The organism is Haematospirillum sp. H4485 (assembly GCF_012102745.1).
GTDB lineage: Bacteria > Pseudomonadota > Alphaproteobacteria > Rhodospirillales > Rhodospirillaceae > Haematospirillum.
This window is the reverse complement of sequence record NZ_JAAVSY010000011.1, coordinates 1-16,350: the sequence shown is the minus strand read 5'-3', so window position 1 is coordinate 16,350 and position 16,350 is coordinate 1. Positions and strand designations below refer to the sequence as shown.

The window sequence follows — 16,350 nt, the reverse complement described above, 5'->3', positions numbered from 1 at the left end:
GATTTCCTGATCGTGATTCGTGGCATCCCCGGCACGAATCGAGGCATCGGCCTTGAAGGAAAGGCGCGATAACCGTACCGTTCTTGCAGGAAAGATCAGCCAGGCTACAGGACATCCATGTCGTTTTTTGATGTTTTGATGGATATCCTGAAGGCAATATTCGGAGCGCTTTCAGGAAAACCAGGGGGGGCCGGGGACGTTGATGAAGACGATTCTGGCGGGTCAGCTGCGCTTCGCGTTCTTCTACTGACATTCGAAAATGACACAAACGGCTCGGTAACAGAGGCGATTGCAAAGTCTTTGGCCAAGATACCCGGCCTGTCGATCGTACGTACCACCGAAATCACAGCGCCTGTTGATGACAACGAGGTTTTGCCAAGCTCTTTGGCGGCCATGGTCAGAAAAGCCAGAATAATGGCGGCATCTGAAGAGGTTGGCGGCATTCTGGGAGGACATATAACCGCCAACAATACCCTTCGCCTGCGCCTTATACCCGCTAGGCTGGATACGGAAGCTGTAAGCTGCGTTCTGTTCTCCGGTGATCTTGTCGAATTTCCACTCCCCCTGAATGGAACAGACGAGATTGTAGGAGTTGCGGCCCTGACGACCATATGCTGTGACACAGACGGTACACGCCGTAATCGTTCAGACCGGCTAAGAGAGCTTCCGCAAAGCATAGACGAACTTGTTAGCAGCATGGGTGGACTGTCCCCCGCAGGGGAAGCATCGATTCAACTCTTCTATGCTGGGGCACTGATAACCTCTGGCTTTCGTACAGATCAGAAAGCATTGCTGGAAAAGGCTCTAGACCTGACCAAGGATGCCTTGGCCAAGGCCAAGGAAGGCCTGACAGCAGCACAGGTTGGTGCGGCTAGGGCGCGCTTTGCCGTTTTATCCACCGATCTGGCATTACGCAACGATGACTTCCAGAAAACAGAAGAGTTTGTCAGCCACTTCCGTATGGCGGCGGAAACATACCCACTGGAACTGTTCCCGGATGAAAATGCCTTCCTGAACACCCAGATGGCCCGGGTCCTGGCCCGCCTTGGACAGTCAACGGGTAAAATCCCTTTCATGCGTTCTGCTGTTGATGCCTACTTTGAAGCCTCACGATCCTGGAACAAGGCATGGCGGCCGGATTCATGGGCAGAGCTTCAGAACAACATGGGGTCCGTCATGACCCAGATAGGGGAATTCTCGGGAAACAGTGAAATACTGGGACGTGCCAGTCGCGTTTTTGAGTCCATCACCGAAGTCTGGAGCCGGGAAAAGAAGCCAAAACAATGGGCCAACATACAAAACAATATCGGCGCGTGCCGTTTTGCCGAAGGAAAGCGCAGCAATGACATGGCTATATTGCGGGAAGCGCTGGAGCGTTTCTCGCTGGCTCTGGAAGTTTATGCTGCCGAAGGCATGACCAAGAATGTAACCGTCACCCAGAAAAACATAGCCCGTGTCGAACGCGTGATCGGATCACAGGAAGCAGGGGCCTCTGCCCCGAAGGCAGAAAAGCCTGAGTGAGATGTTTCACGTGAAACATCTCACCCTTCCACCATCTCAATGACGGAAATGACGCATGCCCGTAAAGACCATGGCAAGGCCTGCATCATCAGCGGCCTTGATCACTTCTTCATCACGAATGGAACCACCCGGCTGTATCACGGCTGTTGCACCGGCCTCTGCTGCAGCAAGGAGACCATCTGCAAAGGGAAAAAATGCATCTGAGGATACAACGGACCCCACAGCCCAGCTCTGGCTCTCGCCGTTGGCTTCTGCAGCCTGAGCCGCACGGAAGGCAGCTATGCGGGAGGAATTAACCCGACTCATTTGCCCTGCACCAATGCCAACGGTCATCAAATTCCGTGCATAAACAATCGCGTTCGATTTGACATGCTTGCCAACCGTAAAGGCAAACAGCATATCTCGCATTTCCTGCTCCGATGGCTGACGCTTGGTGACAACCCTTAAATCCTCGCCTGCCACCAAAGTGTCACGATCCTGCATCAAAAGACCGCCTGCAATCGCCTTGACCTGCGGCCCACCTGAACGGGGATCCGGAAGAGAGGACGTTACAAGAACACGGACATTCTTTTTTGCAGAAAGAATACGGCTGGCCTCAGGATCAATGCCAGGCGCAATAATAACCTCAAGAAACAGGTCGCAGAGATCCCGTGCTGTCTCTGCATCCAGAGAGCGGTTGAAAGCAACAATACCCCCGAAGGCGCTCTCTTTATCACATGAGAGGGCCTTGTGGTATGCCTCGCGCACTGTATTGGCAACAGCAACCCCACACGGGTTGGCATGCTTGACAATAACGCAGGCAGTTTGAGGAAACTCGGCAACCAGCTCGAAAGCCGCATCGGTATCGTTAAAGTTATTGTAGGATAGTTCCTTACCTTGAATCTGCGTTGCTGTTGCAACACCGGGACGCTGCTCTCCCGTAAGATAAATAGCCCCGCTCTGGTGAGGATTCTCACCATAGCGCATGGTTTGCTTCAAACGACCGGCAAGAACCATACAAGACGGGAAGGTGCTTCCAACCTGCCGGGAGAACCAATCTGAGATAGCGGCATCATAGCATGCCGTCCGGCCATAAGCCGCAGCGGCCAATTGCCGACGCAAATCATGGCTGGTTGCCCCGTCGTGCACGGTCATATCTTCCATGACACGGGCATAGTCAGATGGGTCAACAACAACCGTCACGGAATCATGGTTCTTTGCCGCGGCGCGGATCATGGCCGGCCCACCGATATCAATCTGTTCTACGCAGTCCTGGAAATCTGAACCCGCTGCAACCGTTTCCTCAAACGGATACAAGTTGACTACCACAAGATCTATTGGCTTGATCTCGTATTGCTCCATTTGTTCTTCATGAAGCCTGTTACCCCGTACACCAAGGAGACCACCATGAATTTTGGGATGGAGGGTTTTGACACGCCCATCCAGCAGTTCAGGAAAACCGGTTACGTCAGAAACCTCGCGCACAGCGATCCCGTTTTTGGCAAGAAGGGCGGCAGACCCACCAGTAGACAGGATTTCCACACCCTTACCCACAAGGAAGCGGGCGAAATCAACAAGGCCTTTCTTGTCAGAAACGGAAACCAGCGCCCTGCGAATACGGAGAATAGCACCAGAAGCAGACATGGACAGATCTTTCCTGAATCTTGTGAGAGCTGGATCTGCTGATAGCACAAAGCGGTCACCCGCGTATATCCCCAGAGAGCCATGAACCATCGCATCATTTCATCTTGCACACAAAAAAGTGCACATATTGTTTCTTTAATGGTCATGTATATTAATATTTATTATAAATAAACAATGGTGATACTTAAAAAATAAGGTTGTATTACATTTTACTTATTACCTTAAGGGGAAATTTAGGCAGGTGTCCCGCTCACCTTAACCATATGTGTTTGATCTACATTTTAGATATCAATTGCACTCAATACGGGCTACCTGTCATGCCTTTCAACTAGCATAAGGAAAAAAGGGTCGCTATTGTTCAATCAAGAATGACGATACTTCTAAAATCTGAAAACATCATGGTGTCCAAGGTGAATAGTGAGAGCAGAATAAAGATCCGCCGCAGACAACCAATCACGACGAAAGAATACGGACCAGACCCTGTTGATATACACGTTGGAAAACGCCTGAAACTGCGCAGGCGACTCATGAAGTTGAGTCAAGAACAACTTGGAGAAGCTGTCCGCGTCACATTCCAGCAAATACAAAAATATGAGCGCGGGCATAACCGTGTGTCAGCATCCCGCCTGTATGATATTGCAAGTGTCCTTGGCGTCGATGTTTCTTTTTTCTTCAAGGATATTGGACAAGACGTCACAGAACATCGCCCAACACAGAACTTGCTCCAAAACGCAGGATTGGGCGAAAATCCCATGCCCGCCTATGAGCAAGACCCTCTCTCGCGCAACGAAACCATGGAGCTGGTCCGCCTTTTCTGGAAACTCCCCAGCACCGAAATGCGTCGCAATATTCTGGAATTGCTGAACAGTATGAGCCGACGCGACTAAATCAGAAACGCAAAAAAAAGCACAGCGCCATGGCCGGTCATACCACGTGATCGGCCATAATTTCTTCTACAATGGCCTGCGAAACGTCGAGGAAGTGAATGACTTCACCACAGCGGCGATCGATCACCCTTCCTTCTTCAAGATCTTTCTTCAGACCTTCCAAGGCACCATGGACGCCCCGCAAAAGACGGAGCACCTCACGAGTACTAAACTGATCAGTTGTACAATCCGAGCGAAGAACCGAATTCACACCCTATACCTCTCTTGGCAGAAACTCGCAAGCCGTTGATCCTATACAGTCTTGCGCAAAACAGCCAAACCCTGACAGGCACGGACTATAATGGTTATTCCGTAAAAACACAATTCTTGATTGTTCGCTGTCGATAGAGTGTTGACCCGTCTATTACAATGGCCCATTTAGGGATTTCGGAAACACTGTGTTTCCGTACAACGTGCTTTTTTGGAAACGCTGACCCATGTCTGATTCATCTCCTGCCGTGTGGCACGGCACTACAATTCTTTCTGTGCGAAAAAACGGTCGGGTTGTTGTTGCTGGAGACGGGCAGGTCACTCTCGGCTCCACGGTCATAAAATCCAATGCAACAAAAGTGCGTTACATTGGTGACGGCACTGCGCTGGTCGGATTTGCAGGGGCAACTGCTGATGCCTTTACTCTGTTCGAACGCCTTGAGGAAAAGCTCCGTCAACATCCCGGCAGGTTGGCCCATGCCTGTGTTGAACTGGCAAAGGACTGGCGAACCGATCGTTATCTGCGCCGCCTTGAAGCCATGATGGCCGTTGTTGATCGCGATGTTTCCCTTGTTCTGTCAGGAACCGGTGATGTTCTTGAACCCGAGGATGGCTTGATTGGTATCGGTTCTGGGGGAAGCTTTGCCCTTTCAGCCGCGCGGGCACTGGTTGATATCGAAGCCCTTGATGCAGAAGAGATCGCGCGACGCTCCATGAAGATCGCTGCCGATATTTGCGTATACACAAACCGAAATATTGTTCTGGAGAGCCTGTAAATGACAGCGTTCAGCCCCCGTGAAATTGTCTCTGAACTGGATCGCCATATTGTCGGGCAGGCTGATGCCAAACGGGCTGTAGCCGTAGCGCTGCGAAACCGGTGGCGTCGCCAGCAATTGCCCGAAGCTTTGCGTGAAGAAATCTTGCCCAAGAATATTCTTATGATCGGGCCAACGGGGGTCGGAAAGACAGAGATTGCGCGCCGTCTGGCAAAACTGGCCGAAGCACCTTTCATTAAGGTTGAAGCAACAAAATTCACCGAAGTGGGGTATGTCGGCCGTGATGTTGAAAGCATCATCCGCGACCTGACAGAAACCGCTGTTCAGGATACACGTGTCCGCCTGAGGCGACAGGTTAATGCCAAGGCAGAGGTGAACGCCGAAGAGCGGGTTCTCGATGCCTTGGTCGGGGAAAAGGCAAGTACGGAAACACGTCAGAAATTCCGCAAGATGTTGCGCGAGGGCAGCCTGAACGACCGGGAAATTGAACTGCAGCTCCGCGATACGGCCAATCCATCCATGCCAACAATTGATATCCCCGGCATGCCCGGATCGCAGATGGGGATGCTTAACCTGAATGACCTGTTCGGCAAGGCATTTGGCGGAATGACCAAAACACGCAAGATGACCGTACAGGACAGTTACGATATTCTCCTGCGCGAGGAGGCCGACAAGCTTCTGGACGAAGAGCAGGTCGTCAAGGAGGCTATATTCTCTGTTGAGAACAATGGCATCGTCTTTCTGGATGAAGTGGACAAAATCACAGTCCGGTCAGAAAGCCGAGGGGCAGATGTATCCCGGGAAGGAGTTCAGAGAGATCTGCTGCCCCTGATCGAAGGAACCATCGTAACGACCAAGCACGGCCCGGTGCGGACAGACCATATCCTGTTTATTGCATCCGGCGCATTCCACGTTGCCAAGCCATCCGATCTCCTTCCGGAATTGCAGGGTCGTCTTCCAATTCGTGTTGAGCTTCAGCCGCTTTGCCAGAATGATTTCCGCCGCATCCTGACAGAGCCGGAAGCCAACCTGATCGAACAATACAAGGCCCTGATCGGGACCGAGGGCGTGACACTGGCTTTTACAGATGATGCCATTGACGCTGTGGCCAAACTTGCGACCGAGATCAATGCGGCTGTCGAGAATATCGGTGCCAGGCGTTTACACACCGTTCTGGAAAAACTTCTGGAGGAAATCAGCTTCTCGGCAACCGATCGGAGTGGCGAAAGCATTACCCTGACAGCAAACGATGTACACGAAAGGCTGGATGGCATGGCAAACAAGTCTGATCTTTCCCGCTTTATCCTTTAGATCAGGATTTGCGCCGGGCAAGAAAATTTTGTCTCAGCTCTTATCGTATTGAAGCCATAACGCTTCTTTTACCATGCTACAAACAAAGTTCTGATGTGCCTCCACTTCTTCTGGGGTGGGGGCATGCGGACGGGGTTCACGGTAGGTACGGGGGGAAGCTTTCTCCCCGCCAACCTTGCCGGAAGAAGGGGCATTTGACAGCACCAAGCCGGGCTGTCGGCCACCACGTAATTCCAGATAAACTTCAGCCAGAAGTTCAGAGTCCAGAAGAGCACCGTGCTTGTCACGGCGGCTGTTATCAATATTGAATCGCTTGCACAGGGCATCCAGGCTTGCTGGTGCACCGGGAAACTGGCGGCGTGCCATCAGGAGCGTATCAACAGCCCGCTCGAACGGAACGGGCGGAAAGCCATGGGCAACCAGCTCCGCATTGATGAACTTCATATCAAAAGCGGCATTGTGGATAACCAGCGGGGAGTCCGCAATGAAATCAAGAAAGTCCTGTGCTTTCTCAGAAAACAGCGGCTTCCCGGACAGGAACTCTGTTGTCAGCCCATGAACACGGGCCGCATCGGCCGGCACATCCCGTTGAGGGTCCAGATACGTATGAAAGGTTCTTCCTGTCGGAACAAGATGAACCAATTCCAGACACCCGATTTCAACAAGCCTGTGACCCTCTGCAGGATCAAAGCCCGTTGTTTCCGTATCAAAGACAACCTCACGCATCCTGTTTCAACTCGCTGATCTTGAAGAGAGCAACCGGACAATACGGCGCAGGCTGCGAAAGGTTACCCCACGCCCAAGCCCCGTAGGCACAACCCAGTCCGCACGCCTGCGTTTTTCATGATCCGGCATTTGCCGTGCCAGAATAGCGCACAGACGCTCCTCCGTCATTCCTTTACGGGACAAAACCCGGGCTTTCTGGATGGAAAACGGTGCACTGACAACGGCAACATAATCACAGCGATCCTCTCCCCCTGTTTCAAACAACAGAGGGATATCCAGGGCAACAAGGGGAAAGCCCGCACGCTGATACTGTTTGAGGAAACGTTGCTCCGATTGACGGACCAACGGATGAACAATGTTTTCCAGACGGGAAAGGGCCTCCGGATCCTGAAAAACACAAGCACCGAGGGCAGCCCGATCAATCACGCCATTACGGACAACACCGGAAAAGGCCGCAGCAACAGCCTGAACAGCGGCACCCGCCGGGCCAAGCAGGGCATGCACCGTCGCATCAGCATCATGAACGGGAACGCCAAGAACACGCAGCATACGGCAGGCCGTGGATTTCCCCATTCCGACCGAACCTGTGATTCCCAGAATATTCATACTAAATTCAGGCTCTTGATAACGTGATCACGCAACACATTATCCACAGTTGGCATCACACCAAACCAAGACCGGAACCCCGGGCATGCTTGGTGCAAGAGCATTCCAAGGCCATCAACCACCCTGTTGCCACGTCTGCGTGCCGTGGCGAGAAATGTCGTCTCCAGCGGTTTATACACAATATCACATACAACAGCCTGTTTCGACAGGGTATCCAGGGACAGCGATAACGGCGGACAACCTGTCATTCCCAGACTTGTTGTATTGACCAGAAGGGAAAGTGACGGAAAAAATCGCTTGTGGTTATCCCATTCAACAACTGTAATTCCCGCCCCTAGGTCACGCGCAATGGCTTCTGCTTTTTCAGGTGTTCTGTTGGCAATCAAAACATCCTGAAACCCGGCCCTGATCAGAGCGAGCACGATTGACCGGGCTGCACCACCCGCACCAAGAACCAATACCGGACCTTTAGAATCAACAGGACCAGCCTGGTCCTGCACATTGCGCATAAAGCCATCCCCATCCGTCGTATCGCCGTATATTGATCCATCTGTGGAAAACGTCAGGGTATTGACCGATCCTGCCGCACGAGCTGTTTCTGAAAGACTGTCACACAGGTTCAATACCACCTCCTTGTGCGGGATTGTCACGTTGACACCACAAAACCCCATACGCGGCAAGGCCCGCACAACCAACTCAAGATCATCCGGGTGAACGGGCAAGGGAACAAAGGCACCATCAACACCATAGGCATCAAGCCAGAACCCATGCAAACAAGGACTAGCTGAGTGAGATACCGGCCATCCCAGAATACCCGCCAATTTTGCATGTCCACTTATTATCATGGATCCACAATCCCATGCTGACGCAAAACATCCAGAACCGGCAAAAGCGGGAGACCAAGGATCGTGAACCAGCTCCCCTCCATCTGTTCAAAAAGATGAACACCCAAAGCTTCCACCTGATAAGATCCAACGGATGCCAAGATTTTATCCCCAGCTTTATAAAGGTACTTTTCAATGTGTTTTTCACAGAGTGAACGCATTGTCATAAAAGCATTATCTGTTTTTTTCCACATAACATGATCATTCATGCATAGGGCTACGCCAGATACCAAACGATGCGTTTTTCCGGAAAGTATCATCAACTGCTTTTTTGCCTGTCCATAATCACCGGGTTTGTCAAACCATATCCCGTCACACTCCAGAATTTGGTCTGCCCCCAAGACAAGGGTTTCCGGATAACGCTCTGACACCTGAAGCGCCTTGGCACAAGCAAGTTCCAGCGCAGTCTGCTCCACCGTCAAGCCGTTATCACGGCAGGACTGTTTCAAGGCGCCTTCACCAACATGTGGAATATCAACATGGAACGGTACACCGGCATCACTCAGGATACGACGACGGGTCACACTGCCAGAGGCAAGAACAAGACCGGGTTGGGACACTGTTTCCATAGCTCCTGTTATACACTGCCCCGTTTCTGTGCATAAAGCTGCATAACCGTAACAGCTGCTTCTTCAATCGATTTACGGGTCATATCAATAACCGGAATGGCGTGCCGGGTAAAAAGCCTTCTGGCTTGGTTCATTTCGTCCCGAACCCGATCTTCGTCGGCATAATCCACAGAACCGATATCTCCCCCCATCATTTTGAGCCGATGACGCCGGATATCGGCAAGAACAGAGGGATCCCGGGTCAACCCCACAATCAGCGGCCCGGGGATTGAAAATAAGTCGGATGGCAGGATAACACCGGGAACAACAGGAATATTGGCCGCTTTCAGGCCACGGTTGGCAAGATACATACACATCGGTGTCTTGGATGTTCTTGAAACCCCGAACACAATGACATCCGCCTCGGAAAGACCATCCAGTAACTGACCGTCATCATGGTCAATCGTGAACTGGATCGCATCCATACGGCGCAGATAATGGGCATCAACGACATGCTGCCGTCCAGGTTTGCCGTAGACCGGACTTCCCAGATATGCGGACAGGGCATTCAGAACCGGGTCCAGGACCGGGATGCACGGGACATCCAGGTCCATGAATTCCTGCTCCAGGGATGCACGGATATCAGGATCAACAACTGTATACAAAACAGGTCCGGGATCATCCCTGATTCCTTGTATCAACCGGCGGGTCTGCCCTGATGTACGAATCAGGAACCAATCGTGCTGGCGCAAGGCAAGGTGTTCAAACTGGGCCAGACAGGCACGGGCAATACCGGAAATGGTTTCTCCGCTGGAGTCAGATACCAGATGAATTGACAGGACCCGTGTATCCGCCATCACCACATTGTCCCTTCTGTCCACAAGATAACCCAAACGCCGTTGATAACAGGGGATAAGACCCAGATTCTAAAAACAGGTTATTTTTCATACCTGTTTTCCCTGCTTTCAGTCACGGGACAATCCCCTTGTTCATAAGAATCCGATAGTGAATGTGAAGACCGTGTACAAGTTGCCACAACGGATGAAACCCACATCATCAACAGCCTGTGACAAAAAGAGCGACTCTTGTTACACAGGGGCATAGCGTCACATTTTCCCCTGTTTTTTCACGTGGATCAGTGCCCACATAATTATCCACCGTGATAATGTGGACAGGATCGTGAACAACGGTAATCCCCTTTATTCACAGGGATCAACAAGTCACTACATTTCCTTTAACAAGAAACTTTTATATTCAGATGGAAAACAAGGAAAAGGATTGACCGTGCCACCTGTTACAAAACCTTTGCTAAAAGCCCTTGCAGGACAGAAAACAGCAGAAATTCCCCTGTGGCTGATGCGCCAGGCTGGACGCTACCTGCCGGAATACAGGGAAACACGGACAAAGGCAGGCGACTTCCTGTCCCTGTGTTATACGCCAGAGCTGGCAACAGAGGTCACACTCCAACCCATAAGCCGCTACCGGATGGATGCAGCCATCCTGTTTTCAGATATCCTGGTTATTCCCGATGCACTTGGGCAGAATGTATCCTTCCGCGAAGGGGAGGGACCATGCTTACCACCCCTGGAAGGACCACAGTCCCTTGATGCCCTGAATTCCGACAGAGTTCGTTCTCACCTTGATCCGGTGTTCAGGACGGTATCCAGTCTTGCTTCACGACTTCCACAACACACAACCCTCATCGGTTTTTGTGGAGCACCGTGGACTGTTGCGACGTACATGATAGAGGGAAAATCCTCAAAGGATTTTTCCAGAACAAAAACTTGGGCGTATTCAAGGCCAAAAGACTTCGCGCGATTGATTGCCCTTCTGGAAGATGCGTCCGTTGACTACCTGTGTGGGCAGATAGAAGCTGGTGCTGAAGCGCTGCAAATTTTTGACAGTTGGGCGGGGGTACTGCCCGAAAAAGAATTTTACCGATGGGCTTTGGAACCTGTGCAACGCATTGTCAGTGCGATAAAGGATCGTCATCCCGATATCCCGATTATAGGATTTCCGCGCGGGGCTGGTCTTCTATACGAGCGGTTTGTCCGCGAGAGTGGTTGTCATGCGGTCAGTCTGGATACCACAGTCCCCTTGGAATGGGCTGCCCGGACACTACAGCCACACATGACGGTACAAGGAAACCTGGATCCGGTTGCTCTTTTGGCAGGGGGAGAGTACCTTGACCAAGCCGTTGATGCCATTCTCCATTCCCTTGGGCATGGTCCCTTTGTCTTCAATCTGGGGCACGGCATTTTGCCTGCAACACCACCGGAAAACGTAAGTCGTCTTGTCGAGCGTGTCCGTTCTTTTACCCCCGGGAGAGTAGCGTGAAAAGGTTGGCTGTTGTCGTCTTCAATCTGGGGGGACCGGATCGCCCGGAAGCAGTAAAACCTTTTCTGTTCAATCTTTTCAATGATCCGGCGATTATTGGTGCACCAAAGCCTGTACGTTGGCTTCTGGCAAAGCTTATTTCCTCGCGGAGGGCGCCGGTTGCCCGTGAAATTTACGAGCATCTGGGGGGAAAATCGCCACTGCTTGAGCAAACAAAAGCTCAGGCAACAAGCTTGGAAAAGGAGCTGTCTGGCGTTGCCGAGACGGTAAAAGTCTTTGTTGCCATGCGCTACTGGCATCCGATGACGGTGGAAACGGTCCAGTCTGTCAAAGAGTTTTCCCCAGACCGGATTGTTCTTCTTCCCCTTTATCCGCAGTATTCATCAACAACATCAGGATCCTCACTCAAGCTCTGGGCCGAAGAAGCCTTGAAGCAGAAGCTTGATGTGCCCACGTCCACATTGTGTTGTTACCCCGATGAACCTGGCTTGATCGATGCCCTGGCCCTGAAAATTCGAGATGCCCTTTCGAACCTTCCTACGAAGGTACGCGTCCTTTTTTCGGCCCACGGCTTGCCAAAAAAAGTGATCGCAGCCGGAGATCCCTATCAGGATCAAGTGGAGCAGACCTGTGATGCCTTGGTCCGTCGTTTGGGGTTTCTGGGGGTGGATACCACAAACCTGGACTGGACGGTCTGCTATCAAAGCCGTGTTGGTCCCCTGGAATGGATTGGCCCGTCAACGGATGATGAAATTATCCGGGCCGGAAAAGACGGGGTTGCGGTTGTGATGGTGCCGGTTGCTTTTGTGTCCGAACATTCCGAGACCTTGGTGGAGCTGGACATCGAATATGGGGCCCTTGCCCGTGAAAGCGGCGTGCCATCCTATAACAGGATTATGACGGTCCAGTGTGACCCGCATTTTATCAGGGGATTGGCTGACCAGGTCCGGAAAACGCTCTTGGTCCCCGGTCAGCTTCGTTCCTGCCATGACCGGAAACTGTGCCGCGATGATAAAACACGGTGCCCTCATGCACCGGATCGTACGACAAAGGATAAAGCGGATGTTTGCATCGATGCCTGTGGGGTCTGACCCATACCTGTGGATCAAGGCCCTGCATGTGACCGCGGTTATCACCTGGATGGCCGGCCTGTTCTATCTGCCGCGGCTTTATGTGTATCACGCCGCAGAAGGGGAAGGGAATTCAGCGCTTTCTGAAACCTTCAAGGTCATGGAACGCCGTTTGTTGCGGGCAATCATGAATCCTTCAATGGTGATTGTATTCTCAACCGGCCTTCTTTTGGCTCCAGACTGGCTGAAAGGGCAGGGGTGGTTGCATGCGAAGATTGTCCTGGCCCTTGGCATGGCGGTTTGCCACGCTTTTTATGCCCGTTGGCGCAGGGATTTCGAAGCCGGGCAGAATACGCGTTCCCATCGTTTTTACCGCATTGCCAACGAGATCCCCACACTTCTTCTGCTGGGAATTATTATTCTGGTTATTATCAAACCGTTCTGAAACATTGCGCCGTATACGGAAAACGTTGACACGGGACACGGTTCATTTTAACGGTACCGGTATGGAAGTTACGGTCATGTATTTGGTCCGTGCTTCTTCCCTCCCTTATCCGCTACCTTTTCCAGACACGTTTCTGTCCTTGTTCCCCAAGATTGGTTCATGCCGTTCGGAACGGGGTTTTGTATCCAGTGCAGAAAAGGTCCAGGCGGCTTCTCCATCGTCTCCGACCGTGCCTCCTGATCGTTCAGAACAGGCGAAGACCGGAACCGGGGCATACTGACTGGTAGACCTGTATGCATCTGAAGGACCTGAAAAAGAAAACACCGGCCGATCTTCTGAAATTGGCCGAAGAACTTGATGTTGAGAATGCCAGCAGTCTGCGGAAACAGGATATCCTGTTCGGGATTCTGAAGTCGCTTGCCGGACGTGGTACGGCAATTTATGGAACCGGTGTTCTGGAGGTTTTGCAGGATGGTTTCGGCTTTCTGCGCTCTCCCGAAGCCAACTATCTTCCAGGTCCGGATGATATCTATGTCAGCCCGACCCAGGTTCGTCATTTCGGCCTGAGGACGGGTGACACGGTTGAAGGCCAGATCCGTGCCCCCAATAACGGGGAGCGGTACTTTGCCTTGTTGCGTATCGACACGATCAATTTCGAGGATCCGGAATCGGTCCGGCACCGCATTAACTTTGATAACCTGACGCCTCTGTATCCCTCGCGGAAGATCAAGCTGGAAACGCATGATCCGACCAACCGGAACATGATGCCCCGTGTTATTGAAATGGTATCGCCGCTTGGTTTCGGGCAACGTGGCCTGATTGTCGCACCACCGCGAACCGGTAAAACGGTGATGTTGCAGAACATTGCGACCTCAATTGCCGCCAATCATCCCGATGCCTATCTGATTGTTCTTCTGATCGACGAACGCCCGGAAGAAGTGACCGACATGGCCCGCAGTGTCCGGGGGGAGGTGATTTCCTCAACGTTCGATGAACCGGCCAACCGCCATGTTCAGGTTGCGGAAATGGTGATCGAGAAGGCCAAGCGGCTGGTTGAGCACAAACGGGATGTGATTATTCTCCTTGATTCCATTACCCGTCTTGCCCGGGCCTACAACACGGTTGTTCCATCTTCAGGAAAAGTTCTGACCGGTGGCGTTGACGCCAATGCCCTGCAAAGGCCCAAGCGCTTTTTCGGTGCAGCACGCAATATCGAAGAAGGCGGGTCCCTGACCATTATTGCAACGGCCCTGATCGATACGGGTTCCCGTATGGATGAAGTGATCTTCGAAGAGTTCAAGGGAACCGGTAACTCCGAACTGATTCTGGACCGTAAACTTGCTGACAGGCGGACATTCCCGGCAATTGACATCAATCGTTCCGGTACCCGCAAGGAAGAGCTTTTGGTTGATCGCCAGACTTTACAGAAAATGTGGGTTCTGCGCCGCATTCTCAACCCGCTGGGTACGCAGGATGGTATGGACTTCCTTCTTGGGAAGTTGAAGGAAACGAAAGATAACAATGACTTCTTTGAAGCCATGAACAACTGATTGTTATTTGGGGTCTTGAAGACGAAAAAGGAGGGATAATCCCTCCTTTTTTCATGCGGGCAGAAGTTCCAGAACATTCTCTGGCGGACGGGCGAGACAGGCTTTTTCCTCATGTGTGACGACAGGTCGTTCAATCACCTTGGGGTGAGCGCACATAAAGGCAATGAGATCATTGTCTGACAATGTTTCCGGAGACATTCCCTCCTCACGTGCTTCCTTCTGTCGCACCAGCTCGATGGGTCTCATACCAAGTTTTGAGAGGACAGATTTCAGGACATCCGGCGTTGGGGGTGTTTTCAGGTACAAAACCACATCAGGCTCTACCCCTTTGCTTTGCAAAAGGGAAAGCGCCTGGCGTGATTTTGAGCAGTGTGGATTATGCCAAATGGTAAAGGTCATAAAGTTTCCTTTAGTTATAGAGAGGTGCTGACACCGTTCACCCACGTTGCCAATATATCCATATCCTGACTTAGCAGGGTAAGGTTGGCGCGCATTCCCTTTCTTATATGTCCCATGCTCTGGTCCAGTCCCAGAAACTGACATGGATAAAGGGATGCCATACGCCATGCTTCTTCCCGCTTTATGTCTGTCATCGACAGAACCCATTTAAGTCCATGGAGAATAGAGATATCAGCGCCGGCAAGCGTTCCATTTTCTGTTTCCAGCCGCCCGTTCCGTCTGAACACGGGTGTTCCATACAGTGAAAATACACTGTCCCCGGTTCCCAACAGGGGCATAGAATCACTGACAAGGAAAGGCTTGCACCCCTTGTTTTGCGCCTCCCGCAAAAAAAGACGAACCAAAGCCGGATGGACGTGAATACCATCAGCTATCAATCCACCCCAAGTCCCTGGTGCTGATAAAAGAGCTGCCCCCAGAAGGCCGGGATCTTGCCCCCGGACAGGGCTCATCGCATTGCCCAGGTGTGTGAAACCCGAAAAGCCATGCCGTAAGGCGGTCAAGGCTTGTTCATAGGTCGCCTCGCTATGCCCCATGGACAGAACAACACCTGACCTGACAAGATGCCGGGCAAAAACCTCTGGCATTGTCTCCGGTGCAGCCGTCAGCAAGAGACGAGTGCCTTTTTCTTGTAAAGCAAGGCCCAGTCTTTCGAGAAAACGGATGTCTTCTTCCTCTGGACAACGAACAAAGTCGTCGTTGTGGCATCCTCGTTTTATCGGATTGATAAAAGGCCCCTCAAGATGAAGGCCTGAAATACTGCTTTCTTTGTCATCCACCAAATGGAGAATAGTGTCGGCAGCTTGCCGCATTTTTTCAGGGTTATCGGTAATCAGGGTTGGAAGAAAGCCCGTTACGCCAAACGTCCGTAGGATACGGTCCATATGACGGGCTGTCTTTTCGTTGGGCGCATCGTTGAAAAGCAGGCCCCCGGCACCATTGACCTGTGCATCAAAAAAGCCCGGAACAAGGAAGCTGTCATCAGGCAGGTTAATGCGATAGGTGCCCCTTGGTGCTTTATCCGATGGCAGTACGTCAGAGACAATTCCATTCTGTATCAGAATACCATGACCAACCAGGACCTCCATTCCGGTAAAAATAGCCGGTCCTGCAAGGAATGTTGTTTGATCAGGGAACATGAAACACACCTTAAAGTAGATTTACTTGAAAATTAAAATCAAAAGAATGCGTCAGGCAGCCCCGGAGAGAGCATTCTGCATTTTTTTTGTTATTTGTTTAAGGAATTGTGTTGACGATTTTTGGATTGGGGCTTAGAAGGTGCGTCCCGACGCTGAGGGACTGGTTTTTCTGGTTTTGTTGGTGTCTGGTGCTGTTTTACAGAGTGAAGAGACGGAAGG

Annotated in this window: 17 protein-coding genes; 8 read left to right on the top strand and 9 right to left on the bottom strand. The window is 51.6% G+C overall.

Going from position 1 to position 16,350, the window contains the following annotated elements:
* Positions 1-117 precede the first annotated feature (117 nt).
* A complete protein-coding gene (locus HEQ61_RS08630; RefSeq protein ID WP_168020767.1) occupies positions 118-1,521 on the top strand; it encodes a hypothetical protein in 1,404 nt (467 codons plus the stop codon).
* Positions 1,522-1,557: 36 nt separating this feature from the next.
* Here the strand turns inward: HEQ61_RS08630 and purH are convergent, their stop codons facing one another.
* Positions 1,558-3,144 (bottom strand): bifunctional phosphoribosylaminoimidazolecarboxamide formyltransferase/IMP cyclohydrolase, encoded by a 1,587-nt coding sequence (gene purH / locus HEQ61_RS08625; protein ID WP_168020766.1) that lies wholly within the window; start codon positions 3,142-3,144, stop codon positions 1,558-1,560.
* Positions 3,145-3,512: 368 nt separating this feature from the next.
* Between purH and HEQ61_RS08620 the strand changes: the two genes are divergently transcribed.
* Positions 3,513-4,031, top strand: a complete 519-nt coding sequence (locus HEQ61_RS08620) for a helix-turn-helix domain-containing protein (RefSeq protein ID WP_245183216.1) — start codon at positions 3,513-3,515, stop codon at positions 4,029-4,031.
* A 37-nt stretch (positions 4,032-4,068) separates the two neighbouring features.
* On the opposite strand, the gene HEQ61_RS08615 is transcribed toward HEQ61_RS08620, so the two are convergent.
* Positions 4,069-4,281 (bottom strand): hypothetical protein, encoded by a 213-nt coding sequence (locus tag HEQ61_RS08615; RefSeq protein WP_168020765.1) that lies wholly within the window; start codon positions 4,279-4,281, stop codon positions 4,069-4,071.
* A gap of 226 nt (positions 4,282-4,507) precedes the next feature.
* On the opposite strand from HEQ61_RS08615, the gene hslV reads away from it, so the two are divergent.
* Both hslV and hslU read left to right on the top strand, forming a co-directional pair.
* The gene (gene hslV / locus HEQ61_RS08610; RefSeq protein WP_168020763.1) at positions 4,508-5,056 is read left to right on the top strand and encodes an ATP-dependent protease subunit HslV; all 549 of its coding nucleotides are present in this window, start codon (positions 4,508-4,510) and stop codon (positions 5,054-5,056) included.
* Entirely contained in the window at positions 5,057-6,367 is a 1,311-nt protein-coding gene (gene hslU / locus HEQ61_RS08605) for an ATP-dependent protease ATPase subunit HslU (protein WP_168020761.1), read from the top strand. It abuts the gene before it with no gap.
* Positions 6,368-6,400: 33 nt separating this feature from the next.
* Here hslU and dnaQ read toward each other — a convergent pair whose 3' ends face one another.
* Genes dnaQ through HEQ61_RS08580 form a run of 5 tightly spaced genes read right to left on the bottom strand, consistent with a single transcriptional unit; the run spans position 6,401 to position 9,988 of the window.
* Positions 6,401-7,093, bottom strand: coding sequence for a DNA polymerase III subunit epsilon (gene dnaQ, locus HEQ61_RS08600; protein ID WP_168020759.1), 693 nt, complete (start codon positions 7,091-7,093; stop codon positions 6,401-6,403).
* Between the two features lie 6 nt (positions 7,094-7,099).
* Entirely contained in the window at positions 7,100-7,699 is a 600-nt protein-coding gene (coaE, locus tag HEQ61_RS08595; RefSeq protein ID WP_168020757.1) for a dephospho-CoA kinase, read from the bottom strand.
* Positions 7,696-8,544 carry a shikimate dehydrogenase gene (locus tag HEQ61_RS08590; protein ID WP_168020756.1) on the bottom strand — a complete coding sequence of 283 codons (849 nt, stop codon included), beginning with the start codon at positions 8,542-8,544 and terminating at the stop codon, positions 7,696-7,698. The genes coaE and HEQ61_RS08590 overlap by 4 nt, the downstream gene beginning before the upstream one ends.
* Complete coding sequence (locus tag HEQ61_RS08585; RefSeq protein ID WP_168020755.1) at positions 8,541-9,152, bottom strand: Maf family protein; 612 nt, start codon at positions 9,150-9,152, stop codon at positions 8,541-8,543. The genes HEQ61_RS08590 and HEQ61_RS08585 overlap by 4 nt, the downstream gene beginning before the upstream one ends.
* Positions 9,153-9,160: 8 nt before the next feature.
* A complete protein-coding gene (locus HEQ61_RS08580) occupies positions 9,161-9,988 on the bottom strand; it encodes a pyruvate, water dikinase regulatory protein (RefSeq protein ID WP_168020754.1) in 828 nt (275 codons plus the stop codon).
* Between the two features lie 421 nt (positions 9,989-10,409).
* On the opposite strand from HEQ61_RS08580, the gene hemE reads away from it, so the two are divergent.
* From hemE to rho, 4 genes are all read left to right on the top strand, one after another.
* On the top strand, positions 10,410-11,468 hold the full coding sequence (gene hemE / locus HEQ61_RS08575) for a uroporphyrinogen decarboxylase (RefSeq protein WP_209315690.1): 1,059 nt from the start codon (positions 10,410-10,412) through the stop codon (positions 11,466-11,468).
* Positions 11,465-12,559 (top strand): ferrochelatase, encoded by a 1,095-nt coding sequence (gene hemH, locus HEQ61_RS08570; RefSeq protein WP_168020752.1) that lies wholly within the window; start codon positions 11,465-11,467, stop codon positions 12,557-12,559. The genes hemE and hemH overlap by 4 nt, the downstream gene beginning before the upstream one ends.
* Positions 12,531-12,983, top strand: a complete 453-nt coding sequence (gene hemJ, locus HEQ61_RS08565; protein ID WP_245183215.1) for a protoporphyrinogen oxidase HemJ — start codon at positions 12,531-12,533, stop codon at positions 12,981-12,983. The genes hemH and hemJ overlap by 29 nt, the downstream gene beginning before the upstream one ends.
* A 293-nt stretch (positions 12,984-13,276) precedes the next feature.
* Complete coding sequence (gene rho, locus HEQ61_RS08560; protein ID WP_066133694.1) at positions 13,277-14,533, top strand: transcription termination factor Rho; 1,257 nt, start codon at positions 13,277-13,279, stop codon at positions 14,531-14,533.
* Between the two features lie 51 nt (positions 14,534-14,584).
* Here rho and arsC read toward each other — a convergent pair whose 3' ends face one another.
* Together arsC and nagA are read right to left on the bottom strand one after the other, a co-directional pair.
* Entirely contained in the window at positions 14,585-14,932 is a 348-nt protein-coding gene (gene arsC, locus HEQ61_RS08555; protein WP_168020751.1) for an arsenate reductase (glutaredoxin), read from the bottom strand.
* A gap of 14 nt (positions 14,933-14,946) precedes the next feature.
* Entirely contained in the window at positions 14,947-16,131 is a 1,185-nt protein-coding gene (gene nagA / locus HEQ61_RS08550; protein WP_168020750.1) for an N-acetylglucosamine-6-phosphate deacetylase, read from the bottom strand.
* Between the last annotated feature and the right edge of the window lie 219 nt (positions 16,132-16,350).